This is a genomic window from Thauera sp. SDU_THAU2 (genome assembly GCF_038260575.1).
GTDB lineage: Bacteria > Pseudomonadota > Gammaproteobacteria > Burkholderiales > Rhodocyclaceae > Thauera.
On record NZ_JBBWUN010000003.1, the window covers coordinates 2,053,667 to 2,079,034 of the forward strand.

Here is a 25,368-nt window from a genome sequence, read left to right on the forward strand (position 1 = left end):
ACTCTCCCCTGCCCTGCCGGAATCCCTCGACCCCGTGATACAGGGCAGCCTGCTGGTTTGCCTGCCAACCCATCGGCGCCGGCCAAACGATGGACGCTGCACGGGATGATCCCCACAGGACTCGATTCCTAGTGCGCACGTCCTCCCAGGTACAGCTCACGCACCTTTTCGTCGCGCAGCAATTCGTCGGCCCGGCCGGTGAGCGCGACGGTGCCCATCGACAGCACGTAGGCACGGTCGGAGATGCGCAGTGCCTCCATCGCGTTCTGCTCCACCATCAGGATGGTCACGCGCTCCTGGTCGCGCACCTGGACGATGGCATCGAAGACCTCGTGCAAGACCTTGGGCGACAGGCCTGCCGAGGGCTCGTCCAGCAGCAGGATGCTTGGCCGGGGCATCAGCGCGCGTGCCAGTGTCAGGATCTGCCGTTCACCGCCGGACATGGAAGAAGCGCGCGCATCGAACTTCCTGGCGAGGACGGGATAGAGCGTGCAGAGTTCTTCCATGCGCCGCGCGCAGTCGGCCTTGTCCATGTAATGGCCGCCCACCTGCAGGTTCTCGCGGATGCTGAGTGCGCTGAACACGTTCTCGGTCTGAGGCACGAAGCCCAGGCCGCGATGGCGGATCTTGCGGTGCACCGGGATCTGCGAAACGTCCTCGCCGCGCAGCGACACCGTGCCGCTGCGCGGCAGCAGGAAGCCGGCGATGGTCTTAAGCAGCGTGCTCTTGCCGCAGCCGTTGGGGCCGAGCAAGGTGACGATCTCGGCTTCCTGCACGTTCAGCGTCATGCCGCGCAGGATGTCGATCTCGGCGGTGTAGCCTGCCACCACGTTGTCGATGTCGATCATGCGACGTTCTCCATCGCAACGGGTTTGGCCCCTGCCGTGCCCAGGTAGGCCTGCAGCACGCGCTCGTTGCTGGCCAGTTCGTCGGGGCGGCAACTGGCGACGATGTGGCCGCGGTCCAGCACCACGCAGCGGGTGCACACGTCGCGGATGAAGTGCATGTCGTGCTCCACGATCACCAGCGTCATGCCCTGCGCGTTCAAACGCTGCAGCGCGGCGACGATGTCGCGGCGCAGGTTGGGATGCACGCCCGCGGTGGGCTCGTCCAGCAGCAGCATGCGCGGCTCGGCCATCAGCGCGCAGACGATGCCGAGCAGTTTCTTCTGCCCGCCCGAAATCGACGCGGCCGGCAGGTCGCGCACCGGCGTCAGCAGCAGTTCCTTGAGCAGATGCTCGGCCTTGTCGCGTGCGGCGCGTTCGGTGGCGCGTGCGCCCGCCGTGCCCAGCAGCGTGTCCCATACGCCGTGGTGGGCGGTGGCGGCAGCCATGGCGACCTCGATCACCGACATCTTGGTCGGCATCGACGGCAACTGGAAAGTACGCGCCATGCCGGTGCGCACGATGCGGTGCGCCGGTAGGCGGTCGATGCGCTGGCCGTCGAAATGCACGGTGCCGGCATCGGCGGAAGTGAAGCCGGTGACGACGTTGAGCAGCGTGCTCTTGCCCGAGCCGTTGGGGCCGAGCAGGCCAACGATCTCGCCGGGCGCGATCTGTACGCTGACGTCCTCCAGCACCTGGTTGCCGCCGAACGCCTTGGCGACGGAGCGGATATCCAGGAAGGCGTTGGTCGATGAATCGGTCATGGGATCTTCCGCAGCTTTTCGGGGATCAGGCCCTGGCTGCGCCACAGCAGGCAGGCCAGCAGGATGGCGCCGATCATGCCCAGGCGCAGCGCGCCGGCGAGGTCGGAACTGAACTGGAAGTAGTCCTTGGCAAAAGGCACCAGCGCATAGGCGGCCTGCACCAGCACCACGCCGACGATGACGCCCGCGGTGTTGCCCAGGCCGCCGATCATCACCATGGTCCACAGCAGGAAGGTTTCCGGCGCAACCATGTAGTCCGGCCCGGCGAAGCTCATGTAGTGCGCGTACAGCGAGCCGCCCAGCGCGGTCACCGCGGCGCCGGTCATGATGGCGTGCGACTTCAACTGGCGCAGGTCGTAGCCCATACACACGGCCAGTTGCGGCTCCTCGCGCATCAGCCGCAGCGCCCGGCCGAAGCGGCCGTTGGCCAGGCGGCGCGACAGCAGCGCGAACATGGCCAGTACTGCCAGCACCACGGCCAGGAAGGCCAGCGCGCTCCAGGGCCGGGCCAGGCCCTCGAACAGCGACGGAATGCCCGCGATGCCGTTGGCGCCGCCGGTCAGCCAGTCCTCGTTGGTGGCGATGGTGCGCAGGATCTCGGCGATCGCCAGCGTGGCGATGCCCCAGTAGTCCGCCGCCAGTTGCCGGCCCAGGCGCGCAATGCACCAGCCCAGCGCCATGGCCACCAGCACGCCGCAGGCCGCGCCCGCCAGCGGCGACCAGCCGGCCTGGACGGCGATGCCGGTGCCGTAGGCGCCGATGCCGGCGAAGGCGATGTGGCCGAAATTCAGCAGCCCCGACACCCCCGCCTGCAGGTTCAGCCCCAGCGCCATCAGGCCGTAGATGCCCGCGATGGTGAGGGTGGCGATGAAGAAATCAAACACGGCGCACCTCCCGGTCGAACAGACCGTAGGGCTTGAACAGCAGCGCCAGCAGCAGGATCAGGAAGGAACCCGCGCTGATGTAGGACACGGGCAGGAAGGCGATGGGCTTGCCCAGCAGCGGACCGAAGTTGATGTTTGTCACCAGCGTCTCGGTCAGTGCGATCAGCAGCGCGCCCAGCACCGCCCCCAGCGGATTGCCGAGCCCGCCCAGGATGGCGGCGGCGAACACCGGCAGCAGCAGGTCGTGCCCAAGGTTGATGTGCGCGCCGATCGACAGCGCCAGCACGCTGCCGCCCAGCCCCGCGATGGCGCCGCTGACGAAGTTGACCAGGCGGGTGATGCCCTCGGCGTTCAGGCCCGAGGCAGCGGCCAGCGCCGGATTGGTCGACAGCGCCCGCATCGCGCGCCCGGTGCGGGTGAAGAACAGCAGCAGCATGAACAGCACCAGCAGCACGGCGGTGGTGGCCATGGCATAGATCTGGGTATGCGACAGGCGCACGTCGCCCACCATCACCGGCTCGGTCATCGGCAGGTTGAACATCAGCGGAAACGAGCCTGCGAAGCCCTGCACCGTCGCCACCACCAGCATCGCCACCGCCAGCGAACCGATCATGGTGATGGCCGGCCCAGAACGCAGCAGGCGGCGGAACACCAGCAGGTGCAGGACCAATGCGAGCACACCGGTGAGCATGCAGGCGATGAGGATCGCCAGCGGCAGCGGTACGCCCATCGAGAAGAAGACATGGGTGGCATAGGCGCCCAGCATGGCGTACTGCACGTGCGCGATGTTGGGAAACTTGACCAGGCCATAGACGGTGCTCAGGCCCAGCGCGACGAGCGCAAGATCCGAGGCACGCAGGAGCGTGTCGAAGAACAGTTGGAGCATGGCGAGCGGAAGGAAGCGCTATGAAGTCGGAAGCCCCCAGCGCCTGGCGGACAGGCGCTGGAAGGCACGGCTCGAAATCGCCGCTCGCGGCGATTCCTGGCTCAGCGGGGAACGACCTTGCCGTCGAACTTGAGCTTGGCGTACGGCGGGTCGAGGCGCTGGCGGTCGGCATCGAACACGATCGGGCCGGTGACGCCGACGTAGCCGCCGCTGCCGATTTCCTTCAGCGCGGCCTGCACGGCGGCGGTGTCGGTGGACTGGGCCTTGTTCATCGCCGCAGCGGTCATCAGCACCGCGTCGTAGGCATAGCCGGTGTAGGAAGTCTTCATGCCTTCCTTGTGGCGGGCGGCGAAGGCTTCGGCATAAGCCTGGCCCGCTTCGCCATAGACGTTACCCACCTCCATGCCGAGCTGGCCCTTGGCGATCTCGGCCGGCGTGTCCGACAGGCTCATGGAAATCAGGATCGCGTAGAACGGCTTGGCGCGCAGGCCCAGTTCCATCGCCTCGCGGTTGATCACGGCCGACTCCTGGCCGTAGGCGGTGTAGATGTAGGCGTCGGGGTTGGCGCGCGAAAGCTGCTGCAGCTCGCGGCGGTAGGTGGACTGGCCCGCGGTGTACAGCGCCTCGGCGACCACCTTGCCGCCGAGCTTGTGAAACTCTTCCTTGAAGCCGTGCACCACGCCCTGGCCGTAGGCATTGTTGGGGGCGATCATCACCACGTTGCGGTAGCCCAGGTCCCACACGTCCTTGGACGAGAACTGGTTGCCCTTGTCCTCGAGGCCGATCAGGTTGAACGAGCTCGCGCCCAGTTCGCGGATCTTCACGCTGGTGCTGGCGATGTTGATGTGGGCGACACCCTCCTTGACCAGGTATTGCGCCATCGGCAGCGTGATGCCCGAGGAGTATTCGCCGATCACCACCGGCACCTTATCCACGCTCACCAGCTTGCGCGCGGCGTTCAACGCGGTGGTGGCGTTGCCGCCGGAGTCCTCGATGATGACGTTGAACTTCTTGCCCAGCACCCCACCGTCAGCGTTCACTTTATCGACGGCCAGCGCCACGGCGCGGCGCACATCCTCACCCACTGTGGCATTGGCACCGGTGAGCGACAGCACGGCGCCCATGTTGATCGTCTCCTGCGCATGTGCGGGGAAAGCCACGGCAAGGCCGAGCGCGATGGCTGCGGCAGAGAATTGGCGGCGGGTCAGAGACAGAGACATGAGAACTCCTGGCTGATGGGGAAAAGGATCGCTTCGGTACTTGCAATATCCATACCTGGGCAAATTTTGCACAAATGTATTGAAATCGGGCGAAATCAGCATTTAGGGAAAGCCCGCAGAGCAAATCCGACACCAAGCACCGGGAAACCCTGCTTTCCGCGCCCTGCATCATCCGATTCCCGATACGCAAGCCACGACGCAGCTGGAGGCTATCCCCATCGCCGCACGGTGGCAGCAGGCACGAGCGTGCCGCAGCCGGGCAAACGCATCGCCCCGGAATGCCGCACGATGCGGCTTGCCGTCCCCAACATGGTGCGAGGATCAGAGCGTCGCCTGCGCCACCGCATGCTCCCAGCGCGCCATCAGCGCCTCGGCCTGGTCGTGCGCCAGCGTCGGCAGGAAGCGCCGCTCGGCACGCCAGAGTTCAGCCAATTCCGCCGTGCCCGCATACACGCCACTGGAGAGTCCAGCCAGGTAGGCCGCGCCCAGGGCCGTCGTCTCCACCACTGCCGGGCGCACCACCGGAATGCCGAGCAGGTCGGCCTGGAACTGCATCAGCAGATCATTGACGCAGGCGCCGCCGTCCACGCGCAGCTCGCTGACCGGACTGCCACCCTGGGCCACGGCATCGCGGCTCATGGCCTGCAGCAAGGCCGCGCTCTGGTAGGCAATGGATTCGAGCGCCGCGCGGGCGACGTGGGCCAGCGTCGTGCCGCGGGTCAGGCCCGTGATGGTGCCGCGCGCCTCGGGCTTCCAGTACGGCGCCCCCAGGCCGGTGAAAGCCGGCACCATCATCACGCCGCCCGAATCCGGCACGCTTTCGGCGAGCGCCTGCACTTCGCTGCTGGCCGAGATGGCCCGCAAGCCGTCGCGCAGCCACTGCACCACGGCGCCGCCGACGAACACGCTGCCTTCCATTGCGTATTCGGGTGTCTTGCTGGTTTGCGCAGCACTGGTGCTCAGTAGGCCGTTCTCGCTGCGCTGGAAGCTGCCGCCCGTGTGCATCAGCATGAAGCAGCCCGTGCCATAGGTGTTCTTGGCCATGCCGGCGCTGAAGCAGGCCTGGCCGAACAGCGCGCTCTGCTGGTCGCCCGCCACGCCGCCGATGGCGATCGCATCACCAAGCAGTTCGGGCGCGGTCCGGCCGAAGTCGCTGCTGGAAGGCAGTACCTCGGGCATCAGCGCACGCGGAATGCGCAGCAGCTCGAGCAGTTCGTCGTCCCACTGGTTGCTGCGCACGTTGAACAGCATCGTGCGGCTGGCGTTGCTGACGTCCGTGACGTGGCGGCGTCCGCCGGTGAGCTGCCAGATCAGCCAGCAGTTCACGGTGCCGAAAGCGAGCTCGCCGCGCTCGGCCGCCGCGCGCGCGCCGGGCACCTTGTCCAGCAGCCACTGCAGCTTGGTGCCCGAGAAATAGGCATCGATCAGCAGCCCGGTCTTCCGTTGGACGAGCTCGGCGCAGCCCTGCTCGCGCAAGGCGGCGCAGATCGGCTCGGAGCGCCTGTCCTGCCAGACGATGGCGTGGTGCACGGGCCGGCCGGTCCTGCGGTTCCACAGCACCGTGGTCTCGCGCTGGTTGGTGATGCCCAGCGCGCGCACGTCTTTCGCACCGATGCCCGCCTGCCGCAGCGCCTGCTGCGCGGTCGCGAGTTGGGTACGCCAGATCTCCATCGGGTCGTGCTCCACCCAGCCGGGGCGCGGGTAGATCTGCGGCAGCTCCTGCTGCGCCTGGGCGACGATGTGGCCGCGTTCGTCGAACACGATGCCGCGCGAACTGGAGGTTCCCTGGTCGAGAGCAAGCAGGTAGGTCATGGGTCAGTGGCTCCGATAATCCTGCGGGACTAGCTGGACGGATGGTAATTTGCATTTACCCGTTTTACAGCCGATGCTTGGCCCATGTGGCACCACAGTGTCGACTGCTGCCAGTTCGCGAATCCCGGAGACCATGCGCCCCGTGACACCCGCCACTCCCCGCAAAGGAGCGATCCGCACTGCCGACCTCCCCGACGAGGTGCTGCAAGCCCTGTCGCGCGGTGAGATGCAAAGTGCCACGCTGGCCGCCTACGCCACTTCGCCAGCAAAGTCCTGCGCAATCTCAGGTAAGCTCGCATTCAGGCACTATCACCAGCCCGACAGCACGATCTTGCCTATCGCCTGCCCGCTTTCGAGCAGCCCATGGGCAGCACGCAGATTCCGCGCATCGATCGTCCCGAGCGCCTGGGTGCGCGTCGTCACGATCTTTCCCCGATCAACGAGTTCGGCGACGTTGCGCAGGATTTCCTGCTGACGAATGATGTCCGCCGTTCCGAGCAGTGGCCGGGTAAACATGAATTCCCAGTGGATCGACAGGCTCTTGCCCTTGAGCGAAACGATGTCGAGCGATGCAGGATCGTCGATCAGCGCGATGCGACCCTGCGGCGCGATCAGTTGCACGATGTCGGCGAGATAACGGTCGGTGTGCGTGGTGGAAAAGACAAAAGCCGGCGCGCCCAGCCCCAGGGCTTCGATCTGTGCGGCCAATGGCCGGCGGTGGTCGACGACGTGATGGGCACCCATCTTCTTCACCCATTCCACCGTCTCCGGGCGCGAAGCGGTGGCGATCACGGTCAGGCCGGTCAATGCCCGCGCCAGCTGGATCGTCATCGAGCCCACGCCCCCTGCCCCGCCGATCACAACGATCGCGTTGGCCGCACCGGCAACCGGCTGCTCCACGCGCAAACGATCGAACAGCGTTTCCCAGGCGGTGATCGCAGTCAGCGGCAGCGCTGCGGTGTCTTCGTCGTCCAGCGTGCGGGGGGCATGGGCGGCAATGCGTGCATCCACCGCCTGCAGCTCGGCATAGCAGCCGGGGCGGTCGATCGCACCGGCGTAGAACACCCGATCGCCCGGCCCGAAGCCGGTGACGCGCGCGCCGACTGCGCGCACCCGGCCCACGGCATCCCAGCCGAGGATGCGCCATGTGCCAGCGGCTGGCCGGGCGGACGCTCGGACTTTGGTATCCGCAGGGTTGACCGCGATGGCCTGCACCTCGACGAGCAGATCGTGCTCGCCATGTTCAGGCTCCGGCAGCTCGATATCGACCAGGGACCGGGGATTCGACACAGGCAGGGGCTGATTGAAGCCGACCGCTTTCATGACCTACTCCTTTCGTTGAAAACCAGTGCCCTCGATTCTTGGCTATATTGGCAATCTTCGAAAGAACGCACATATTTTGCATATAGTGTCTTAAAAGGTACCGTCATGGCTCGAATCCCGCACGAGACCTTCACCTGCGCAGCCGGCTGCACGGTCGAAGCCACGCTCGACCTGATCGGCGGCAAATGGAAAGGCGTCATCCTCTATCGCCTGCTCACCGAACAGGTGCTGCGCTTCAACGAACTACGCCGCCTGCTGCCCAACATCACCCAGCGGATGCTGACCAACCAGCTTCGGGAGCTTGAAGGCGACGGGCTGATTGCCCGCAAGATCTATGCCGAAGTGCCGCCCAAGGTGGAGTACCGGCTGACGGATTACGGGCAGACGCTGGCTCCCGTCATTCATGCACTGAAGTCATGGGGCGACGCCCATATCCAGCATCAGCACGGCACAGATCGATCGCAGGCTTCCAGCGCTTGAATCAGGAAGAGCGCCGGGTACGCGCCGTCGTCCATTGCACGGCGAAGACGCTGAGCAGCACGATCATCAGGCCCGCGAGGGCCATGCCGGTCATCGACTGCGAAAGCAGCATCCAGCCCAGCACCACCGCGGTAAGCGGGCTGAGCAAACCCAGCGATGCGACGGCCACGGTCGGCAAGCGCACGACGCCGCGGAAGAAGAGCACGTAGGCCAGCACCGCGCCCGCCAGGCTCAGATACGCATAGGCCACGCCTTGCGACAGTGACAGGGGCGGCAAGGGTGCATCGGCCAGCCAGGCCACCGGCACGAGCATCAGTCCGCCGATCAGCAATTGCCAGCCGGTCAGCGCCAGCACCGGCATGTCCAGGCGCCAGCGTTGCGTCAGCCAGATGCCGGTCGCCATGCATACGGCGCCCGCCAGCGCAGCCGCGATTCCCACGGGTTCGAACACCGTCTGCGGCGACAGCAACAGCACGGCCATGCCCGCGATGCCTGCCACGGCCGACCACAAGGTGACCTGTGCCGGAGACTGCTTGTCGGCCACCCAGGTCAATGCCATGACCACCAGCGGCTGGACGGAACCCAGCACTGCCGCAAGCCCGCCCGGCAAACGATAGGCCGCCACGAACAGCAATGCCTGGAAGATGCCGATGTTCAGTGCGCCCAGCACCAGCAGGCGCCACCAGTCCCTGCGTACAGGCATCCGGCGCGTCAGCACGAGCAGCAGCAGGCCGGCAGGCAACGCCCGGATGAGCGCGGCGGTAAAGGGACGATCCGGCGGCAGAAACTCCGAGGTCACGATGTATGTCGATCCCCAGACAATGGGAGCGAGCGCGGTGACCATGACGTCGCGCCAGTAGTTGTTGTTCGAAGGGACGGTGGCCATGGCAGTTATCTTCAATTCGAGATATATTGATTGTGCCCGCCATTTATCTTGAAATCAAGACATATGCACAGAACCAGCCAGCGACCAGCCGATGCAGTGGATGTCATCCTCGAACAGTGGGCGCAGGAGCGGCCCGATCTGGATGCCAGCCCGATGGGGCCTGCAGGACGCATCATGCGATGTGCGCTGCGGCTGCAACAGCGCGTGGAATCCGGACTGTCCCACTTCGACCTGAGCCTTTGGGAATTCGACATGCTTGCCGCGCTGCGGCGCGCCGGCGCGCCATACCGCTTGAGCCCGACCGAGCTGTTTTCCGCCTTGATGGTGACTTCGGGCACGATGACCCATCGGCTCAAGAGCCTGGAAGCCAGAGGATGGATCGAGCGGGTACCCAACCAACAGGATGCACGCAGCATGCTCGTGCAGTTGAGCGACGAAGGGCGGGCCTTGATCGACCGCGCGGTCGAGGTCCACGTCGACAACGAGCGCCGGCTTCTGTCCGCGCTGCCCCCGGCTGCGCTTGCCGAACTGGACGCCCACCTCTCCGCCTTGCTGCTGGCATTGGAAGCGCCTGCGGACAGCGGCACATCCGGGGATCGCCTCCCTGCACCGCCTGATGCCACATAAGAATCCAACCCAGGCCTTCTGGCGCGACCCGGCCCTGCCCTTCGCCGAAAGCCGCCGCGCCTGCCGAAGCCGCGCCTGCTACAAAGCTCATCACCATCCGAGCTTTTCCATCGGTGCGGTCGATGGTGGCTGCAGCGTCTTTACCGGCGCCGACGCCGGGCCGCTCGAGCTGTCCCCCGGCACGCTGGTGTTCGTGCCTGCCGAGCGCGTACATGCCTGCAACCCTGCCGCCGACACGGCCTGGAGCTACCAGATGCTGCATCTGGATGCGAACTGGCTACGGGCCGTCCGCCGGGAGTACGCACATGCCAGCGCGATCGACGCCGAGCCGGTGCGCATCGTGACTGCTTCCGCGGCCTATGCACGTTTCTGCCGGCTCAATGACTTGCTGTTCTCCGACGCCGATGCACACGACAAAGAGGTGGCGTTGATCGAGTTCATCGGCGACTGCGACACCGAACAGGGTTTGCGCATCGACGCGCCGAACGTGCCCTCGCATCTGGCCGAGCAGATCCGACCGACACTGGACTGCCTGCGCGCTTCACCTTCTGCCAGCATCGCCCTGGACGTACTGGCACGCCTGGCGGGCATGAGCCGCTATCAGCTGATCCGCGCCTTCCGTGCAGTGACCGGCATGACACCGCATGCCTGGCAATTGAACCTGCGCATCAACCTGGCCAGGGCGCAGATGCGGGAAGGTGACAGTCTCGCGGACGTGGCCCTGCGCCTCGGCTTCTCCGATCAAGCGCACTTCCAGCGGGTTTTCAAGGCACATGCGGGTGTGACGCCCGGCCGCTTCCGCAGCTAGCGCCGCAGCTGCAATTTCCTTCAATACGGAACACCCTTCGGTCAGCACACTGCGCAAAAAACTCGTATGTGTGCCCTCGATGGAGCAGTTCCTGATGATCGCCGCAGCGCATTTCCTCGCGCTGCTCTCGCCCGGCCCCGACTTCTTCCTGATTGCCCGGACCTCCTTGTCCGCCGGCTGGCGCACCGCCGGCGGCGTGTGTCTGGGCATCGCACTGGCCAACGGCGTCTTCATCGCCGCCGCCTTCGCCGGCATGGCCGTGCTGCAGGCGGGCAGTACCCTGTTCAACGTCCTGCAACTGGCGGGGTGCGCCTGGCTGATCCATCTCGGCGTGCTGTTCGTGCGCCACGCCGGCAGCAGCACGCTCGAGGTCTCGGCACCAGGCAAGCACGCCGTGCCCGCTGCACAGCCTCTCGCCGCCTGGTTCCGTGCCGCCGGCATGGGCTTCCTGTCAGGCATCCTCAATCCGAAGAACGCCCTGTTCTACGCCAGCCTGGCGGCGATGCTGACCGGCCCGCACGCCAGCGCCGGCTGGAAGACGATCTACGGCATCTGGATGTTCAGCGTGGTGCTGTCATGGGATGTGCTGGTTGCCATTCTGATCGGCAACCGGGGCGTGCTGCAGCGCTTCGAACGGGCGCTGCCCTGGCTGGAACGGATTTCCGGCGCCGTCCTGATCCTGCTCGCGCTGGGCGTGATCGCAGTCATGGCGTTCCGCTGATGCGCGCCGACGCCGGCGGGACGCCACCTGTTGTCAACGCATCACCAGGCCGCCATCCACGAACAGCACCTGCCCGGTCATGAAGCCGCTGAGCTCCGAGGCCAGGAACAACACCGGCCCGGCCACGTCCTCGGGCCGCGCCAGACGCCTGAGCGGCGTGGCCGCCATCAGCGATTCGCGGAAGGACTCGCGGGTGTTCTGCGTGCCCTGGGTGGGATAGACCAGGCCCGGCGCCACGCAGTTGACGCGGATGCCGACCGGCCCCAGTTCGCTGGCCAGATTGCGGCTGAAGGCCACCAGCGAGGCCTTGGCCGTGGTGTAGTCGTGGTAAGGCACGACCGGATGTTCGACGAGGTTGGTGGCGATATTGACGATGCTGCCCCGCGCGCGCCGGCGCATATGCGGCAGCACCGCACGGCAGACCTCGAAGGCCGCGCCCACGGCACCGTCGAACTGGGCCTGGTAATCGCGCCAGTCCAGGTCGTCGAAGCGGCTGCGGCGTTCGGGGTCGAAGGCATAGGGCTTGAAGGCGTTGTTGACCACGATGTCGATCCCTCCGGCCTCGCCCGCGACCTCTTCGACCATGGCCTGTACGGCGGGCTCCGAACCGACGTCGGCCTTGACCGCCCAGGCATCGCCGCCGCCGGCCTGGCAGGCCGCCACGGTCCGGGCTGCCGCCTCCTCGTTGGCCAGGTAATTGACGGCCACCGTCGCCCCTTCACGCGCAAACGCGGTGGCGATGGCCGCACCGATGCCGCGGCCCGCACCCGTGACCAGCACCACCTTGCCGCGCAGGTTCAATCCAGATGCCTGGTCCATGTCAGGCCTCCGGCAGCAGGCTGGTATCGACCACTTTCGCCACCTCGATCCGGCGCTGCACCAGGCCGAGCGCGCGATAAGCGTCGGCCCCCTTCTGCAGCGCCTCGAGGTCGAAGCTGCCCAGGCCCTTGCCCTCCACCGCCGGCAGCGAGGCCGCGTTGCGCAGGCGGATCACGTCGAGGTTGATGTCGCGCTGCGTGCCGTCGATGGCGTACTTGCCGGCCAGCGTCGCGGCTTCCTCGGGGTTGGCGATCATCCAGGCGGCGCTGTCGCGGTAGCCTTTCAGGAAGGCCTTGAGCAGCTCCGGCTGCTGGCGCAGCGTGTCCTCGCGCACCACGAACATGTCGCTGGAAATGTTCAGGTGGTCGCGCACGTGCATCACATCGACCTCGCCGATGCCCTTGCGCAGGCCCACGGCCAGGCCGGTGTCGGTGGCGGCCGTGGCATCGACCTGGCCCTGCATCAGCGGCGCGAAGTTGAGCAGGCCGGTGACGACGATGCTCACGTCCGACTCCTTCAGGCCGGCCTGGTGCAGCATCACCAGCAGATTCTGGCGCGTGCCGCTGGACAGGCTGTAGACGCCGATCTTCTTGCCCTTGAGATCGGCCGGCGTGTGGATGCCCGCCGACTTGAGCGAGACCACGTTGAATACGTTCTGCGGATAGATGTCGTAGATGGCGGCCAGCTTCTCGCCCTTGTCCAGCGCCATGAAGAAGGAGCCGGGGTCGGTGAAGGCCACGTCGGCCTGGCCGCTGAGCAGGTTCCGGATGGCATCGCCGCCGCCCGCGCCGGGCAGGTAGGCGAGCTCCACGCCCTGGGCCTTGAAGAAACCCTTGGCGGGCTCGGCGAGGATGTTGGTGATCTCGCTGATCGGCTTGCTCCAGCCCGCCAGGCGGATCCTGCCCTGGACCGGGGCGGCCGAACCGACGCCGGCAAGCATCAGGCCGGCGAGGCCTGCAGTGGCGCCGAGCAGGCGGCGGCGGGAGATGAACGGAAGCTGGATCGGTGTATGCATGGCAGTTGCCTGTGGCAGTCAGGAGTTGCCGCGTGAACGCGGAGGAGACGCAGCGGACAGGGACGAAGCGGGAAAGGCGTGGGCGCGCAGCAGCCTGCGCTCCAGCAGAAGGCAGCCCTGGTACAGCAGCAGGCCGATGACGGCGATGAGCACCAGCGCTGCGAACATCAGGGTGGTATCCATCATCCCCTGGGCGGCGATGACCACGGCGCCCAGCCCCTGGCTCGACCCCATGAACTCCGCCACGACGACGCCGACCAGGGCCAGCACCACGGCCACGCGCAGCCCGGCGAGGATGGCGGGCAGCCCCATGGGCAGCTTCAGCCGCAGCAGCGTCTGCAGCCGCGTGGCGCCCAGCATGCGAAACAGTTGCAGCCGCTGGGCATCGGCCTGGCGCAGGCCGGTCAGCGTGTTCTCCATCAGCGGAAAAAAGCAGATCAGCGCCGTGATCAGCACCGTGGGCAGCAAACCGAAGCCGAACCACAGCACGAACAAAGGCGCCAGCGCCAGCTTGGGCACGACCTGGCTGACCACCACATAGGGCTTGAGCACACGCTCCAGCAGCTCGGATTCGGCCAGCGCCATGCCGGCAAGCAGCCCCACGATGCTGCCGGCCGCCAACCCGAGGAACAGGGCCTGCAGCGTCGCCCGGATATGCGGCCAGAAATAGCCCGAGGCCAGGCCCGACCACAAGGCCTGAACCACCGCCGAAGGCGCGGGCAGCACCAGCGCCGACAGCCCCCATTGCCGCACCGCCAGCTCCCACAGGCCCAGCAGGACCAGGAACAGTGCGGCCGCCATCAGCCGTGCCTGCATCGGCGTCGGGCTCATGTGCCGGCCCCGTCCATGGCAGCGCGCACGCGGGCGCAGTAGTCGTTGAAAGCCGGACCGTGGCGCATGGCCTGCGTGCGCGGCGCGGGCAGCGTGATCGTCCAGTTTTCCACGATGCGCCCGCCGTGCATCAGCGCAATGCGGTCGCCCAGGTAGACGGCCTCGTTGATGTCGTGGGTGACGAACAGCACCGTCGTGCCGTGCTCGCGGCAGGTGCGCAGCAGATCGTCCTGCAGCTCGGCGCGTGTGATCGCGTCCAGCGCTGCAAACGGTTCGTCGAGCAGCAGCAGCGGCGGTTCGAGGACCAGCGCCCGCGCGAGTGCCACCCGGCTCTGCTGGCCGCCCGAGAGCTGGCGCGGATGGTGCTGCGCATGGCTTGCCAACCCCAGCTGCGCCAGCAACTGCAGTGCGCGCTGCTGATCCTGCGGCGTGGGCCGGCGCTGCAGCGACACGGGCAGTAGCACGTTGTCCAGCACGCTCAGCCAGTCCAGCAGCGTGGGCGCCTGGAACATGAAGCCCACCTGCGGCCCGGGTGAGGCCAACTCGCCGCCGCGGAGCACGATGCGCCCCGCCTGCGGCCTCAGCAGACCCGCAGCCAGCTTGAGCAGCGTGGTCTTGCCGCAGCCGCTGCGACCCAGCAGGCAGTGGAACTCGCCGGCCTGCATGCGCCAGTCCACGCCATCGACCACCGGGGCGCGGCCCGGATAGGTGAACACCACCTTTTCGATATCCAGAAATGCCACGGTCGCGCCTTCAGTCCGCATACGGGGCGAAAGGCTGCGCCGCCGCTTCGGCCGATTGCTCGATCTCGGTCATGCGCACCAGGTCGATCAGGTTGAAGCGCCCATCGTGATGCCAGCCGGCCTCGGGCATGCTCATGGAACCGATGGCGCTGATGCGCGTGACGCCGGCCGCGCCCAGCAGGCCGGCCAGCCGGTACAGCTCCTCGGGCGAGGCCGCGATACCGGCCGTCTGCAGGAACGCACGCTGCGCTGCGACCACCGGCACCACATCGTCGAGGCGATCCACGCCGACCACGCTTATCGTGCGGTACAGCGCAGTCGGCGCCAACGCTTGCAGGCTGTCGCTATAGGCCACGCGCCAGGGCGCATCCACAGGCCCGATCAGCACCTGATCGCCGCTGCCCCACTCCACGGCCTGCTGCCATCTGGCAACGGCAGCGCCCTCCTCCAGCTCCAGCGGCCGACGCGCAAAGCGCCGCTGCAGATTGGCCAGCTCGGCCGCGAGGTAGTCGGCGAAGGCGCGCGGCGGCACCGGCGCGCCGCGCTCCACGTAGAACACATGGGGCGAGTAGCAGCCCTGCTGGTCGTAGCGCATCACGTCCCAGGCCGCCAGCCGCGCGATCGCGGGCGCCTTGAGCGTATCGAGCGCCGCTGCGCCGACCAGGCCGAAGCCCAGCTTGTGGCCGTGCGGCAGAAAGCGCGTGGTCACCGGCAGGCGTTGGCGCAGCGCGGCCAGCGTGTCGTTGCCGCCATAGGCCAGCACCGTGTCGGCCTGTGCATAGAGCGCAGCAGCACCCTCGGCGCCCAGGCCGGCATCGCCGCCCGCCCCGCTCCACCAGACGACGGCCAGGCATTCCGCCAGCGGCGGATGAACCTCGGCCAGCAGCCGCGCGAACCAGCCGGCGAACAGCGGTTCGGCGCTGGCCAGCTTGCCGATGCTCGGGGCCTTGACCAGCAGGCCGCAGACCAGGCTCCACAGCGACAGCGCAGGCACGTTGCCGGCCCAGACATGCGCCAGCAGATCGGGGCCGAAGGCGCGCACCGCACCGCCCTTGGCTGCGGGCTGGAAGCCGTCGAGCACGGCGGGGTTGGCAAAATCCTCGGCCACGAAGCGGCGCAGCTGCGCGGCGCGGAAGGTCTTGAAGAAGCCCGTCAGTCCCAGCCTCACCATGTCCGCGTCGTAGCCGCTGACCACCGGCAGCCAGGCTTCGGCCTCGCGGCGGAAAGGATCGCTGCGGTCGAGCAGGCGGGCAATGACACGGTCGATCACGTCGATGATCTCGGCCATCGGCATCGCGCGCAGATGGCGGTCCGCAGCCTCGCGCACCCGCTGCGCCAGCGCCTGCATCTGTGCAGCCGTCAGCACCGGTACGGATACTTCGAGCCTCAGGCCCTCAGGTTCGGCACCATGCTCGAAAGGCAGCACATGCCACTGCACCTCGTCGTCGCGCAGGCCGGGCAGCCAGCCCGCCGTGATCCGTTCGACCTTCATGCAGCCACAGCCTTGACGAATTCCTCGACCGCCAGCGAGCAGCCCTTGGCCGCCGCGCCCTCGGCCCGCCCCAGCAGCAGGAAACCGCCCTCGGCCCACAGGCCCACGTCCTCGGTCAGGATGGTCGTGGCCGAGTTGTAGTTGGCCAGATCGCAGTGCACGAGAATGCCGCGCTCGCCGGGCGCCACGCTGCGACCCGTGACCGGCTCGACCAGGCGCGAACGGATCCAGTGCGGCCCCGACTTGACCGAGGGCAGCACGGCATTGCCGTCGTCGTAGAACTGCGTGCTCAGCTCGGTCATGCCGTACATGTTGATGCAGTGCGTGCGCGGCACGCCCAGCAGCTCTTCCAGGCCGGCGTAGAAATCCTCCAGCGGCAGCTCGCGCGACTGGCCCTTGTAGCCGCCGGTATCGAGGATGCGGCTGCCCGCCGGCAGGCGGAAGCTGCGCCCTTCGGCGCGCAGCGCATCCATCACATGCACCAGGCTGAAGCTGGCGCCCAGCAGCGCATAGGGCTGGCCCGTCCGCTCGGCCTGCTCCAGCGCGGCGCACAGGCCGGGCAGATCCAGGCCCTCGGGCGTCAGAAAATAGCGGCTGTCCGCGGTGCCGAACCCGGACTTCGCCAGCGCCAGGTAGTGCGCGAGCGACGAATTGGGCATGACCTGCTCGTCGGGAAACAGGATGCCCATGGCCATGCGCCCTGCCCCGCCCATGAAGCGCCGCGCAAAGTTGCGCGTCATCGACAGGTCATAGACGTCGAGCCTGGGATGGAAATGCCTCCCACGCGCCGCACGGCCGGTGGTGCCGCTGGTCATGAACACGCGTTCGCCGGGCGACGCCGGCTCGCTGCGCAGCTCCATGGCCTTGAACGCATCGATCGGAACGGCCGGGATGTCGCTCCAGGTCTTCACCTTGCGCAGCGTGGCGCCGCGCCGCTGGCAGAAGCTGCGGAACGGCGCGTTGGATTCGTACTGGTAGGCAAACAGCCGCAGCGCGAGTTGGTCGAACTGCTCATCGGTGCAGCCATCCATCGCGATGAAAGCGAGCAGATCTGCAAGCAACGAAGCGGCCTTGTCCATGGAGTTTCCTTCGAGAGCGGGGACGTGATGCTCCGAAGGGCCCCGAGCGCGCTGCATCAGGGGCAAGCTCTTCTTCCGCCGACATGACTCGGTTCAAGTTCTCGGGTATGGATCTCAGCACGGGCGTGCACTCCCGGAGCGGCAGCCATGTTACCGCATGGTGCCGGCAAGGTGCTGGACAAGAAGCAGCTCGGGGACCAAAGCACAACGCGAAATCCACCGATCGTGGCCACCGAGCCGCCTTCGAAGTGAGGGGGGCTGGCAAACACAAATTTACAGTCACGTGGGCCTGAAATGTGGACAGCGTATATTTTAGCGCCTAGGATGTGCACAGCGTATACACACCACAACCGGGTCATCCCATGGTCCGCCTCGTCTCACGCATCCAACCCTGTCTGTGGTTCGACACCCAGGCCGCCTCGCAGCGCGTCCTGCAAGCCATGCACGAGATGAAGAAGCTCGACATCGCCGCCCTGCAGGCGGCCTTCGACGGGCGCTGAACCGGCGCCCCCGCATCTCCCTCAACTGACCGGAGCCCCCCATGAAAGCCAACCCCGTTGTCTGGTTCGAGATTTACGTGCAGGACATGGCGCGTGCACGCAGCTTCTACGAAGCGGTATTCCAGTGCACGCTGGAGCCGCTGGCGGCACCCGAGCCGGCCGCGCCCGAGTGCGAAGCCGACGGCATGGAAATGCTGAGCTTTCCCATGGACATGGACGCCCCCGGTGCGGGCGGCATGCTGGTCCGCATGGACGGTGTCTCGCCCGGCGGCGGGGGCACACTGGTCTACTTCGGCTGCGAAGACTGCGCCATTGAGCAGTCGCGCGTCGAAGCCGCCGGCGGCCAGGTGCACAAACCCAAGTTCGCCATCGGCCCCTACGGCTTCTGCGCGCTGGTGGTGGATACCGAGGGCAACTGCATCGGCCTGCATTCCATGCAATGACCCAGAAGGAGACACGAACATGAGCACCGGAACCGTCCACCTCCATCGCGTCCTGCGCACCACGCCCGACAAGGTGTACCGCGCCTTCACGCACGGCGCAGCCCTGGCCAAGTGGCTGCCGCCCTACGGCTTCGTCTGCCACGTCCATCAATTCGACGGCAAGGCCGGCGGCAGCTTCAAGATGTCGTTCGAGAACTTCTCGACCGGCCACAGCCATTCATTCGGCGGCGAGTATCTGAAGCTGATCCCCGGCGAGCTCGTCGAGTACATCGACCGCTTCGACGATCCCGGCCTGCCCGGCGAAATGCGGGTGACCGTGAAGCTGCGCGCAGTATCTTGCGGCACCGAGGTCAGTATCGAGCAGGCCGGCATTCCCGAGCTCATCCCGACCGAGATGTGCTACCTCGGCTGGCAGGAATCCCTGCTGCAGCTCGCCACGCTCGTCGAGCCCGACATTCCCGACTAGCCATGCATCGGTCCGCATCCGAGGGTGCAATGAAAGTCCAGCATCTGGAGATCGTGACCAGCAAGGTGGAGGCCGTGTGCGCCGCATATGCCGCGGCGCATGGAGCGCAATTCGGCGAACCCGATAAAAGCCTGGGCGGCGCACGCACGGCCGCGCTGTCCAGCGGCGGCCTGGTCGGGGTCCGCGCGCCATTGCGAGAAACCGAGGAACCGGTGGTGCGCCCTTATTGGCTGGTCGAGGACATCGAAGCCGCCGTCGCTGCGGTCATCGAAGCCGGGGGCGTGATCGCCGTTCCGCCGATGGAGATCCCAGGACACGGGACATGTGCCATTTATCTTCAGGGTGGCAATGACCATGGTTTGTGGCAGCTTTAGTCGAAGGCGGGCCTGAGCGCACAAAAGATACCCTCTGTATTGGGTTCGAACAGGTCTGGCGTCGAACAGCACTGCGTATGATTGGTACGCTCATACCGCATCGCATTGGTGGAGAGGCAGGCGATGATTTTCGTGTTCGAGATTCACATCAAACCCGGCTACACGGCCGAAGCGTACGCAGATGCGTGGGTCCGCGCGAGTGAGATCATTCAGCGTGCGCCGGGCGCCCGCGGTACGCGGCTGCATCGCAAGATCGGCGCTCCAGACGTACTCCTCGCGATCGCAAGCTGGGAATCGAAGGCCATGCGGGACGCGATGGAGGGAAGTCCGTCACACGACGCCAAGCGCATCATCGAGGAACAGGCCGAGTTCGTCGACGTACGCGTCGTCGGCGAGTTCGAAGATGCGGAGTGGGTCGTCTTGCCGGAGGGGCGCGACGGCGAATGACGCTGCGCGCCAACGGCCGGCGCGCAGTGCCCGTTCGACCGGCCCCGGTTTCTCGGCCATACGGCTGATGCTGCCAACTTCTCCGGTGTGCCTGACAGCCTGCTCCCAGAGCTCGGCTGCGTACGCTTGCTACCTAATTCGTTTCACCTCGCTCTTTCCCTTATTGTCTCGTTCCTAAGACGACTAGCTTGGAAGGCAAAACTCGGAGGGCTGCTCGCTATCGGATTGCGGCCTCATTTCTGCGTGAAAGCCAGTTGTGCCGCGAGCCCTGCAAAAGCGACCGCGAATCCGCGCCGCATCCAGATCTGAACGGTAGTGCTGGACAAGACATGCTGACGTACCGCAGCGGCGAACGCACCATAGGCGGTGAAGACCGCGAAAGTCAGCGCCATGAATACCAGGCTCAATTCCATCATCCGATACACAGGTGCCGCCTCGTTCATGCCGACGAACTGAGGCAGGAAAGCAAAGAAGAAGATGGAGAGCTTGGGATTCAGTAGATTGATGAGAATCGCCGACACAACCACCTGCCAGGCACTCTTTCCACCCGCCTTGTCATTCAGGCTCGACATGCCGGGATCCCGGAACATCGCCCATGCCATGTAGAGCAGATAAGCGACACCGAGATATTTAAGGACCTGGAAGGCTGTCGCACTGGTATGAAGCAGCGCCGCGAGCCCGCTGATCGCCGCCAGCATGTGGGGAACGATGCCGAGTGTACAACCGAAGGCAGCCAGAAGGCTCGCACGCCGGCCTGCCGAAAGACCCGCTGCCACCGTATAGATCGCGCCTGTACCGGGCGATGCCACGATCACCAGCGCAGTGAGGAAGAACTCGAGCGTCATTGCGGCTCCACGATTTCGAGGTGCAGCCGGACCAGGTGTTTTGCAATGCTTCGCCGAGCATCGATTCCTTCCGGGAGCAAAATACCGGAGCGAAACTGTGGAAAGCGGGATCGAACATCAGAAGCGTAGAAAAGCTGGAATGGCATGGCAGTGGCTCGGTCATATTTCGAACCACTATGCGCGATGCGCTTTCATACCGTCTTGAACGAAATTGCAGCTCAGTTCATCGCTGCCGCATATATTCCCGGAGACATGCCATAGGTGCGGACGAAAAGCCGGCTCATGTGACTCTGGTCTGCGAAGCCGGATGCCAGTGCTGCATCGACAAGGCTCACCCCTGCAGCAATCAGCCTGCGCGTTCGTTGAAGCCTGCGCTGTACCAGATAAGCGTGTGGTGTCAGGCCTGTGAGCTTCGAAAAGCCTCGGACAAGTTGAAACTGGCTGATGCCACTGATCGCAGACAGTTCATGCAATGAAATCGGTTCCGATGGATTGTCGTCGATGCGGGTGCGGGCCAGCTCGACGCCTTTGGGTACTCTGTGCATCCGCCTTCGATGCTCCCCGTCGATCAGCCGGGCCAGGAGCAATAGAAGATTCTCGCGCGCTTCGATTTCGCTGTGCCCCCTTGTGGATCGGTGATGGCGCGAAAAAGAGAAACGAAGCGGGCCGCTGATACCGGATCGCATATTGCAGGATGTGCAAGCTCTGCGTTGCCACTGGCACCGTCCGTCAAATCTTCGATCGTGCCGGCCAGTGCCGACGGATCGAAATACAGCATCCGCCATGCGCGGCCACGCTCGCCGAGCGGCGTACCGTCATGGACCTCTCCGGGATTGACGGTGATGACGTCGCCTGCCTTTGCCTCGACGACCCCGCGCCCGCTCAAGGACTTCTGCGCGCCGCGCAGGATGACGCCGATGCCGTACTGGTCATGCGTGTGACGACCGAACGCATGAGCAGTGTCGGCGGCCACCGCCTCCACGCCCTTCATTCCGCACCGAGCTATGCTGAACCGCCCTTTTGCCATGACCGAAGATTACATCGAACCGACCATTACGGCGCTGGCGCATGGAAATGGCGCAGAAGAAACGGCTCCGTAAGAAAGCCCGCTCAGCAAAGACCGCATATGGTTTTCGGCCATATGCGGTCGTCTTTTCCCGTTCAGTCGGCTGTTGCCAGTTCCGAAGAGAACCTGGCCGCCGCGCTCAACACGGCCAGCACCGAGGCGGTGGTGATATTCGCGTGCCGGCCAACGCCGAATCGCGAGCCGGGCACACCGGGCACGGCCGCCTCCACGATGGCCAGGGCCACCGCATCGGAACCCGCGCCCAGGCTGCGCTCCTCGTAGCTGTCGATGCGCAGCGGCAGGCCCAGCGCTGCCACCGCCGCGGCGATCGGGCCATTGCCCGATCCCTCGCGGACCTTGACCTTGCCCTCCGCATCCGCCAATTCCAGCGCAATGCCTTGCCCATCGGGATGCTCGAACAGGCGGTGGCTGCGAAGGATGAAGCCGGGCTGCGCTCGCGCTGGCGCGAGGTAGGTCTGCTCGAACACGTCCCAGATCTGCTCGCTGCTCAATTCCGTCTCGCTGGTATCGGCCATCGCCTGGACGATGGCGCTGAACTCCACCTGCATGCGGCGCGGCATGACGATGCCTCGATCGCGTTGCAGCAAGAAGGCGATGCCGCCTTTGCCCGACTGGCTGTTGACGCGCACGATGCTGTCGTAGGTGCGGCCCAGATCTTTCGGATCGATCGGCAAGTAAGGCACTCGCCAGGGCGCATCGGCCTCTTGCGCGGCAAAGCCCTTGGCAATGGCATCCTGGTGCGAGCCGGAGAAAGCCGTGAAGACCAGATCGCCCACATACGGATGGCGCGGATGGATGGGCAGCGCGGTGCATTCCTCCGCCACGCGCGCCACCGCCGCGATGTCGGAGAAATCCAGTCCTGGCGCAATGCCTTGCGTATACAGGTTCAAGGCCAAGGTCACCACATCGACGTTGCCGCTGCGCTCGCCATTGCCGAACAGGCAGCCTTCGACACGTTGCGCGCCGGCCAGCATGGCCTGTTCGGCGCAGGCCACGCCCGTGCCCCGGTCGTTGTGTGGATGCACGGACAAGACGACATGCTCGCGCCGCTCCAGCCGCCGATCCATCCATTCGATCTGGTCGGCGAAGACGTTCGGCGTGGCGACTTCCACCGTGGTCGGCAGGTTGACGATCATCGGCCGCTGCGGCCCGGCATCCCAGGCGCGAATGGCGGCGTTGCACACGGCCAGCGAAACATCCAGCTCGGCCATGCAGAAAGTCTCGGGCGAGTATTGCAAGACCCATTCGGTTTCCGGATGGGCGGCCGTCAGCCCTTTGAACAGCGTGATGTGGCGCTCCACCATCTCGACGATCTGCGGCGCGCTCATGCCGAACACGATCTCGCGCCAGGCGGGCGCGATGGCGTTGTAGAAATGCACGATCACGCGCCGCGCCCCGGCCACGCTGCGCACCGTCTCGGTGATCAGGTCATCGCGCAGTTGGGTCATCACCATGGGGGTGACGTCTTCGGGGATCAGCTCGTTGTCGATCAGGTGGCGAACGATTTCGAAATCGGTGCGCGAAGCGGCGGGAAAGCCCACCTCGATCTCCTTGAAGCCGATGCGCACCAGTTCATGGAACAAGCGCAGCTTGCGCTCGCGGTTCATCGGCTCGAACAGCGCCTGATTGCCGTCGCGCAGATCCGTGGACAGCCAGATCGGGGCTTGGGTCAAGGTGCGCGACGGCCATTGGCGATCCGCGAGATCGACCGGGGAGATGGGACGGTACTTCTGGGAAGGATCGGTCAGCATGTAAAAGCACTCCAGGGGAATCGTTGAACACCCGACTCCCCTGGCTTGGAACAAGCTGACGACGGTCGGGGTCAGGGGGAATCAGGATGGGTCATCGCGCGAACGGGCGCGTGCAGACCCCGACCGGGAGGCAGCAGTAGTCGCCGTTGCGAAAGACCGAGTGCGGACATGAGTGGAATGGATGCAGGAGATGGGTTCAGCAGGACTGTAAGGCTTGTGCGTACCGTCCATCTACATGAAAATGTACAAGCTCTTCATTGATTCGGACAAATCGCGCCGGCATGGGCTTTTCCTCTCCCGAACACGGCAGCCATGCGCTCGACCTGAGCGCAGGAGAAGCCTGCGGCCTGCCGGTATTCGGTGCAGCCGTGCGCTATCCGGCGGGCCATGTCGTGCCCATGCACACGCATCCGCGTGGCCACCTGGTCCATGCGGATCGCGGCCTGTTGCGTGTGGAAGCGGAAAGCGGCCAGTGGCTGGTGCCGCCCACGGCAGCCGTCTGGCTGCGGCCCGGCGTGGCGCACCGGCTGGTCGTGCCGGTGGCGCTGGAAGCGCACGGCCTGTTCGTGCGCGAGGCTGTTTGCGCCAAGCTGCCAACTACCGATTGCGTCGTGCATGTCTCCGGTCTGGTGCGCGAGTTGATCATGGCGCTGGCTCGAGCCGACAGCCAGGCCACGTCTTCCAGACGCATGCGTTTGCTTGGCGCGCTTCTGGTCGAGGAGCTGCACGCCCAGCCGGTTCTTCCGCTCCATCTGCCGTGGCCGGTGGGCAGTGCCGGCGGCCCGATCCACCAGGTGTGCCAGGCGCTGCTGGACGCCCCTGGCGATACCGCCACTGCCGCCGAGTGGGCCGACAGGCTGGCAATGGGCGACAAGACCTTTCACCGGCGTTTTCTGCAGGCGACAGGCATGACCTTCGGCAAATGGCGTCAGCGACTGCGGCTGATGTCGTCGCTGACACTACTGATGCAGGGCATGCCGATCACGCAGGTGGCGCTGGCGAGTGGCTACGACAGCCACAGCGCCTACACCACGGCATTCAGCAAGCAATTCGGGCGGCCGCCTTCCGCTTTTGCAGCGAATACATGAAGAACTCGCCGACAGTGAAAGCCGGCAAGGCGAATTTGCGCCTGGTGGTTTATGTCCGGCAGCAGAGCAAGGCCCTGGGTGATCCTTGAAGAAGGAAGGGGATGATCTTCTTCATGGTGCAAGCCCCTCCGGGTGATCGGAGCGAACATCAGGCACGGGTCGGTCGGACAACGACGATTCGAGGGCCTGCACGCGCTCGATGAAGCGCGCCAGAACATCAGACGGCTCGCCAGCCGGCCGCAGCAGGTAGGTCGTCAGCGGTGGTACGCTCGTCGCCAGCGGCCTGGCCACCACCCCCGCTTCGCGTCTGGCGGCGATGTACTCCGCACCGGCCAGCCCAGGCGCGATACCGCCTGACACCAGGGCCATCATCAAGTCGCATGACGCCACCCGCTCCGCGACCAGCGGCTCCCTATCGGACTGGCGCAGCACCTGTTCCACGTGCTTGGCAAGACCTTCGCAGATCTGGGGATCCCACAAGACCAGCGGATAGCGCAGCAGCTCATCCAGCGGGATACGCTTATGGGCCAGCAGCGGATGCCGCGCCGGCACAGCCACCATCAACGCATCCTGCCAGACAGGCAAGGCGACAACGCCCTCACCCAATGCGTCGGACTGCGCGAACCCCACGTCGTACAGATCATCATGCAGCCCCTTGATCTGCTGCGACAGGGGCACCTCGAAGAACCGGATCTCGACTTCGGGTTCCTCCTCACGGCAGAGCACCAGCAAAGCCGGCAGGCGCGCCGGCGTGACGCCGCCCGACAGGGCTACGCGCATTTGGCCGTCGAATCCCAGGGCCACCGTTCTCATGCTGTCGCGCGCCTGTTGCAGGATCACGAACACGCGGCGCACGTGCTCGTGAAACAATTTGCCCGCACGGGTCAGGCGCGTGCTTCGCGTAGTACGGGCGAACAGCGGCGCGCCGAGTTCTTCTTCCAGTTCCTTGATGGCGCGCGACAGCGGCGATTGTTCGATGTGCAGCTTTTGCGCAGCGCGGGCGAAATGGAGTTCTTCGGCCACTGCCAGAAAGTAACGCAAATGCCGTAGCTCCATATCGCCTCCCGCCGTCAGTACAAGGGCTGTTCAAGAA

At 65.8% G+C, this 25,368-nt stretch carries 29 protein-coding genes; 10 read left to right on the plus strand and 19 right to left on the minus strand.

Going from position 1 to position 25,368, the window contains the following annotated elements:
• Positions 1 to 128: 128 nt before the first annotated feature.
• From AAFL97_RS10980 to AAFL97_RS11010, 7 genes are all read right to left on the minus strand, one after another.
• A complete protein-coding gene (locus tag AAFL97_RS10980; protein WP_341644942.1) occupies positions 129 to 848 on the minus strand; it encodes an ABC transporter ATP-binding protein in 720 nt (239 codons plus the stop codon).
• Positions 845 to 1,648 (minus strand): ABC transporter ATP-binding protein, encoded by an 804-nt coding sequence (locus AAFL97_RS10985; protein WP_341644943.1) that lies wholly within the window; start codon positions 1,646 to 1,648, stop codon positions 845 to 847. The genes AAFL97_RS10980 and AAFL97_RS10985 overlap by 4 nt, the downstream gene beginning before the upstream one ends.
• Entirely contained in the window at positions 1,645 to 2,532 is an 888-nt protein-coding gene (locus AAFL97_RS10990) for a branched-chain amino acid ABC transporter permease (protein WP_341644944.1), read from the minus strand. Before AAFL97_RS10990 ends, AAFL97_RS10985 begins: the two co-directional genes overlap by 4 nt.
• On the minus strand, positions 2,525 to 3,418 hold the full coding sequence (locus AAFL97_RS10995) for a branched-chain amino acid ABC transporter permease (RefSeq protein WP_341644945.1): 894 nt from the start codon (positions 3,416 to 3,418) through the stop codon (positions 2,525 to 2,527). Before AAFL97_RS10995 ends, AAFL97_RS10990 begins: the two co-directional genes overlap by 8 nt.
• A 101-nt stretch (positions 3,419 to 3,519) precedes the next feature.
• Positions 3,520 to 4,638: an ABC transporter substrate-binding protein gene (locus tag AAFL97_RS11000; RefSeq protein WP_341644946.1), complete on the minus strand. Its 1,119-nt coding sequence runs from the start codon at positions 4,636 to 4,638 to the stop codon at positions 3,520 to 3,522.
• 321 nt (positions 4,639 to 4,959) lie between these two features.
• Positions 4,960 to 6,450: a glycerol kinase GlpK gene (gene glpK, locus AAFL97_RS11005; RefSeq protein WP_341644947.1), complete on the minus strand. Its 1,491-nt coding sequence runs from the start codon at positions 6,448 to 6,450 to the stop codon at positions 4,960 to 4,962.
• 309 nt (positions 6,451 to 6,759) lie between these two features.
• A complete protein-coding gene (locus AAFL97_RS11010; protein ID WP_341644948.1) occupies positions 6,760 to 7,773 on the minus strand; it encodes a zinc-binding alcohol dehydrogenase family protein in 1,014 nt (337 codons plus the stop codon).
• A gap of 105 nt (positions 7,774 to 7,878) precedes the next feature.
• Between AAFL97_RS11010 and AAFL97_RS11015 the strand changes: the two genes are divergently transcribed.
• The gene (locus AAFL97_RS11015) at positions 7,879 to 8,253 is read left to right on the plus strand and encodes a winged helix-turn-helix transcriptional regulator (protein ID WP_341644949.1); all 375 of its coding nucleotides are present in this window, start codon (positions 7,879 to 7,881) and stop codon (positions 8,251 to 8,253) included.
• Between the two features lies 1 nt (position 8,254).
• On the opposite strand, the gene AAFL97_RS11020 is transcribed toward AAFL97_RS11015, so the two are convergent.
• Positions 8,255 to 9,139 (minus strand): EamA family transporter, encoded by an 885-nt coding sequence (locus tag AAFL97_RS11020; RefSeq protein WP_341644950.1) that lies wholly within the window; start codon positions 9,137 to 9,139, stop codon positions 8,255 to 8,257.
• 63 nt (positions 9,140 to 9,202) lie between these two features.
• On the opposite strand from AAFL97_RS11020, the gene AAFL97_RS11025 reads away from it, so the two are divergent.
• The 3 genes from AAFL97_RS11025 to AAFL97_RS11035 all read left to right on the plus strand — a co-directional run bounded on the left by AAFL97_RS11025 (position 9,203) and on the right by AAFL97_RS11035 (position 11,295).
• Positions 9,203 to 9,766: a MarR family winged helix-turn-helix transcriptional regulator gene (locus AAFL97_RS11025; RefSeq protein WP_341644951.1), complete on the plus strand. Its 564-nt coding sequence runs from the start codon at positions 9,203 to 9,205 to the stop codon at positions 9,764 to 9,766.
• Positions 9,756 to 10,574 (plus strand): AraC family transcriptional regulator, encoded by an 819-nt coding sequence (locus AAFL97_RS11030; RefSeq protein WP_341644952.1) that lies wholly within the window; start codon positions 9,756 to 9,758, stop codon positions 10,572 to 10,574. The genes AAFL97_RS11025 and AAFL97_RS11030 overlap by 11 nt, the downstream gene beginning before the upstream one ends.
• Before the next feature lie 94 nt (positions 10,575 to 10,668).
• Positions 10,669 to 11,295 carry a LysE family translocator gene (locus tag AAFL97_RS11035; RefSeq protein ID WP_341644953.1) on the plus strand — a complete coding sequence of 209 codons (627 nt, stop codon included), beginning with the start codon at positions 10,669 to 10,671 and terminating at the stop codon, positions 11,293 to 11,295.
• Positions 11,296 to 11,328: 33 nt separating this feature from the next.
• Here AAFL97_RS11035 and AAFL97_RS11040 read toward each other — a convergent pair whose 3' ends face one another.
• The 6 genes from AAFL97_RS11040 to AAFL97_RS11065 are packed head-to-tail and all read right to left on the minus strand — an operon-like array spanning position 11,329 to position 17,274.
• Positions 11,329 to 12,114: an SDR family oxidoreductase gene (locus AAFL97_RS11040; RefSeq protein ID WP_341644954.1), complete on the minus strand. Its 786-nt coding sequence runs from the start codon at positions 12,112 to 12,114 to the stop codon at positions 11,329 to 11,331.
• 1 nt (position 12,115) lies between these two features.
• The gene (locus AAFL97_RS11045) at positions 12,116 to 13,129 is read right to left on the minus strand and encodes an ABC transporter substrate-binding protein (protein ID WP_341644955.1); all 1,014 of its coding nucleotides are present in this window, start codon (positions 13,127 to 13,129) and stop codon (positions 12,116 to 12,118) included.
• An 18-nt stretch (positions 13,130 to 13,147) separates the two neighbouring features.
• The gene (locus tag AAFL97_RS11050) at positions 13,148 to 13,960 is read right to left on the minus strand and encodes an ABC transporter permease (protein ID WP_341644956.1); all 813 of its coding nucleotides are present in this window, start codon (positions 13,958 to 13,960) and stop codon (positions 13,148 to 13,150) included.
• Positions 13,957 to 14,703, minus strand: coding sequence for an ABC transporter ATP-binding protein (locus tag AAFL97_RS11055; protein WP_341644957.1), 747 nt, complete (start codon positions 14,701 to 14,703; stop codon positions 13,957 to 13,959). The genes AAFL97_RS11050 and AAFL97_RS11055 overlap by 4 nt, the downstream gene beginning before the upstream one ends.
• Positions 14,704 to 14,713: 10 nt before the next feature.
• The gene (locus tag AAFL97_RS11060) at positions 14,714 to 16,195 is read right to left on the minus strand and encodes an acyl-CoA reductase (protein WP_341644958.1); all 1,482 of its coding nucleotides are present in this window, start codon (positions 16,193 to 16,195) and stop codon (positions 14,714 to 14,716) included.
• The gene (locus AAFL97_RS11065; protein WP_341644959.1) at positions 16,192 to 17,274 is read right to left on the minus strand and encodes a LuxE/PaaK family acyltransferase; all 1,083 of its coding nucleotides are present in this window, start codon (positions 17,272 to 17,274) and stop codon (positions 16,192 to 16,194) included. Before AAFL97_RS11065 ends, AAFL97_RS11060 begins: the two co-directional genes overlap by 4 nt.
• Positions 17,275 to 17,636: 362 nt before the next feature.
• Here AAFL97_RS11065 and AAFL97_RS11070 point away from each other — a divergent pair, with 362 nt between their 5' ends.
• The 5 genes from AAFL97_RS11070 to AAFL97_RS11090 all read left to right on the plus strand — a co-directional run bounded on the left by AAFL97_RS11070 (position 17,637) and on the right by AAFL97_RS11090 (position 19,504).
• On the plus strand, positions 17,637 to 17,774 hold the full coding sequence (locus tag AAFL97_RS11070; RefSeq protein ID WP_341644960.1) for a hypothetical protein: 138 nt from the start codon (positions 17,637 to 17,639) through the stop codon (positions 17,772 to 17,774).
• Positions 17,775 to 17,815: 41 nt separating this feature from the next.
• The gene (locus AAFL97_RS11075; protein WP_341644961.1) at positions 17,816 to 18,217 is read left to right on the plus strand and encodes a VOC family protein; all 402 of its coding nucleotides are present in this window, start codon (positions 17,816 to 17,818) and stop codon (positions 18,215 to 18,217) included.
• Positions 18,218 to 18,236: 19 nt separating this feature from the next.
• Entirely contained in the window at positions 18,237 to 18,683 is a 447-nt protein-coding gene (locus tag AAFL97_RS11080; protein WP_341644962.1) for an SRPBCC family protein, read from the plus strand.
• A gap of 29 nt (positions 18,684 to 18,712) precedes the next feature.
• Entirely contained in the window at positions 18,713 to 19,057 is a 345-nt protein-coding gene (locus AAFL97_RS11085; protein ID WP_341644963.1) for a VOC family protein, read from the plus strand.
• A 123-nt stretch (positions 19,058 to 19,180) separates the two neighbouring features.
• Positions 19,181 to 19,504: an antibiotic biosynthesis monooxygenase family protein gene (locus tag AAFL97_RS11090; protein ID WP_341644964.1), complete on the plus strand. Its 324-nt coding sequence runs from the start codon at positions 19,181 to 19,183 to the stop codon at positions 19,502 to 19,504.
• A 233-nt stretch (positions 19,505 to 19,737) separates the two neighbouring features.
• Here AAFL97_RS11090 and AAFL97_RS11095 read toward each other — a convergent pair whose 3' ends face one another.
• From AAFL97_RS11095 to AAFL97_RS11110, 4 genes are all read right to left on the minus strand, one after another.
• On the minus strand, positions 19,738 to 20,349 hold the full coding sequence (locus AAFL97_RS11095) for a LysE family translocator (protein ID WP_341644965.1): 612 nt from the start codon (positions 20,347 to 20,349) through the stop codon (positions 19,738 to 19,740).
• Positions 20,350 to 20,567: 218 nt separating this feature from the next.
• A complete protein-coding gene (locus AAFL97_RS11100) occupies positions 20,568 to 20,894 on the minus strand; it encodes an AraC family transcriptional regulator (RefSeq protein ID WP_341644966.1) in 327 nt (108 codons plus the stop codon).
• A 23-nt stretch (positions 20,895 to 20,917) separates the two neighbouring features.
• Positions 20,918 to 21,340, minus strand: coding sequence for an AraC family ligand binding domain-containing protein (locus tag AAFL97_RS11105; protein ID WP_341644967.1), 423 nt, complete (start codon positions 21,338 to 21,340; stop codon positions 20,918 to 20,920).
• A 170-nt stretch (positions 21,341 to 21,510) separates the two neighbouring features.
• Positions 21,511 to 23,187: a 2-isopropylmalate synthase gene (locus tag AAFL97_RS11110; RefSeq protein WP_341644968.1), complete on the minus strand. Its 1,677-nt coding sequence runs from the start codon at positions 23,185 to 23,187 to the stop codon at positions 21,511 to 21,513.
• A 281-nt stretch (positions 23,188 to 23,468) separates the two neighbouring features.
• Between AAFL97_RS11110 and AAFL97_RS11115 the strand changes: the two genes are divergently transcribed.
• Positions 23,469 to 24,275 carry an AraC family transcriptional regulator gene (locus AAFL97_RS11115; RefSeq protein ID WP_341644969.1) on the plus strand — a complete coding sequence of 269 codons (807 nt, stop codon included), beginning with the start codon at positions 23,469 to 23,471 and terminating at the stop codon, positions 24,273 to 24,275.
• 111 nt (positions 24,276 to 24,386) lie between these two features.
• Here AAFL97_RS11115 and AAFL97_RS11120 read toward each other — a convergent pair whose 3' ends face one another.
• Positions 24,387 to 25,316: a LysR substrate-binding domain-containing protein gene (locus AAFL97_RS11120; protein ID WP_445954487.1), complete on the minus strand. Its 930-nt coding sequence runs from the start codon at positions 25,314 to 25,316 to the stop codon at positions 24,387 to 24,389.
• Between the last annotated feature and the right edge of the window lie 52 nt (positions 25,317 to 25,368).

What these genes read in the sequence shown, in the direction of transcription:
- AAFL97_RS10980 (WP_341644942.1), bottom strand. Translation starts at nt 848, where the DNA reads ATGATCGACATCGACAACGTGGTGGCAGGCTACACCGCCGAGATCGAC.
- AAFL97_RS10985 (WP_341644943.1), bottom strand. Translation starts at nt 1,648, where the DNA reads ATGACCGATTCATCGACCAACGCCTTCCTGGATATCCGCTCCGTCGCC.
- AAFL97_RS10995 (WP_341644945.1), bottom strand. Translation starts at nt 3,418, where the DNA reads ATGCTCCAACTGTTCTTCGACACGCTCCTGCGTGCCTCGGATCTTGCG.
- AAFL97_RS11000 (WP_341644946.1), bottom strand. Translation starts at nt 4,638, where the DNA reads ATGTCTCTGTCTCTGACCCGCCGCCAATTCTCTGCCGCAGCCATCGCG.
- glpK (WP_341644947.1), bottom strand. Translation starts at nt 6,450, where the DNA reads ATGACCTACCTGCTTGCTCTCGACCAGGGAACCTCCAGTTCGCGCGGC.
- AAFL97_RS11010 (WP_341644948.1), bottom strand. Translation starts at nt 7,773, where the DNA reads ATGAAAGCGGTCGGCTTCAATCAGCCCCTGCCTGTGTCGAATCCCCGG.
- AAFL97_RS11015 (WP_341644949.1), top strand. Translation starts at nt 7,879, where the DNA reads ATGGCTCGAATCCCGCACGAGACCTTCACCTGCGCAGCCGGCTGCACG.
- AAFL97_RS11020 (WP_341644950.1), bottom strand. Translation starts at nt 9,139, where the DNA reads ATGGCCACCGTCCCTTCGAACAACAACTACTGGCGCGACGTCATGGTC.
- AAFL97_RS11025 (WP_341644951.1), top strand. Translation starts at nt 9,203, where the DNA reads ATGCACAGAACCAGCCAGCGACCAGCCGATGCAGTGGATGTCATCCTC.
- AAFL97_RS11030 (WP_341644952.1), top strand. Translation starts at nt 9,756, where the DNA reads ATGCCACATAAGAATCCAACCCAGGCCTTCTGGCGCGACCCGGCCCTG.
- AAFL97_RS11035 (WP_341644953.1), top strand. Translation starts at nt 10,669, where the DNA reads ATGATCGCCGCAGCGCATTTCCTCGCGCTGCTCTCGCCCGGCCCCGAC.
- AAFL97_RS11040 (WP_341644954.1), bottom strand. Translation starts at nt 12,114, where the DNA reads ATGGACCAGGCATCTGGATTGAACCTGCGCGGCAAGGTGGTGCTGGTC.
- AAFL97_RS11045 (WP_341644955.1), bottom strand. Translation starts at nt 13,129, where the DNA reads ATGCATACACCGATCCAGCTTCCGTTCATCTCCCGCCGCCGCCTGCTC.
- AAFL97_RS11050 (WP_341644956.1), bottom strand. Translation starts at nt 13,960, where the DNA reads ATGAGCCCGACGCCGATGCAGGCACGGCTGATGGCGGCCGCACTGTTC.
- AAFL97_RS11060 (WP_341644958.1), bottom strand. Translation starts at nt 16,195, where the DNA reads ATGAAGGTCGAACGGATCACGGCGGGCTGGCTGCCCGGCCTGCGCGAC.
- AAFL97_RS11065 (WP_341644959.1), bottom strand. Translation starts at nt 17,274, where the DNA reads ATGGACAAGGCCGCTTCGTTGCTTGCAGATCTGCTCGCTTTCATCGCG.
- AAFL97_RS11070 (WP_341644960.1), top strand. Translation starts at nt 17,637, where the DNA reads ATGGTCCGCCTCGTCTCACGCATCCAACCCTGTCTGTGGTTCGACACC.
- AAFL97_RS11075 (WP_341644961.1), top strand. Translation starts at nt 17,816, where the DNA reads ATGAAAGCCAACCCCGTTGTCTGGTTCGAGATTTACGTGCAGGACATG.
- AAFL97_RS11080 (WP_341644962.1), top strand. Translation starts at nt 18,237, where the DNA reads ATGAGCACCGGAACCGTCCACCTCCATCGCGTCCTGCGCACCACGCCC.
- AAFL97_RS11085 (WP_341644963.1), top strand. Translation starts at nt 18,713, where the DNA reads ATGAAAGTCCAGCATCTGGAGATCGTGACCAGCAAGGTGGAGGCCGTG.
- AAFL97_RS11090 (WP_341644964.1), top strand. Translation starts at nt 19,181, where the DNA reads ATGATTTTCGTGTTCGAGATTCACATCAAACCCGGCTACACGGCCGAA.
- AAFL97_RS11095 (WP_341644965.1), bottom strand. Translation starts at nt 20,349, where the DNA reads ATGACGCTCGAGTTCTTCCTCACTGCGCTGGTGATCGTGGCATCGCCC.
- AAFL97_RS11100 (WP_341644966.1), bottom strand. Translation starts at nt 20,894, where the DNA reads ATGCACAGAGTACCCAAAGGCGTCGAGCTGGCCCGCACCCGCATCGAC.
- AAFL97_RS11105 (WP_341644967.1), bottom strand. Translation starts at nt 21,340, where the DNA reads ATGAAGGGCGTGGAGGCGGTGGCCGCCGACACTGCTCATGCGTTCGGT.
- AAFL97_RS11110 (WP_341644968.1), bottom strand. Translation starts at nt 23,187, where the DNA reads ATGCTGACCGATCCTTCCCAGAAGTACCGTCCCATCTCCCCGGTCGAT.
- AAFL97_RS11115 (WP_341644969.1), top strand. Translation starts at nt 23,469, where the DNA reads ATGGGCTTTTCCTCTCCCGAACACGGCAGCCATGCGCTCGACCTGAGC.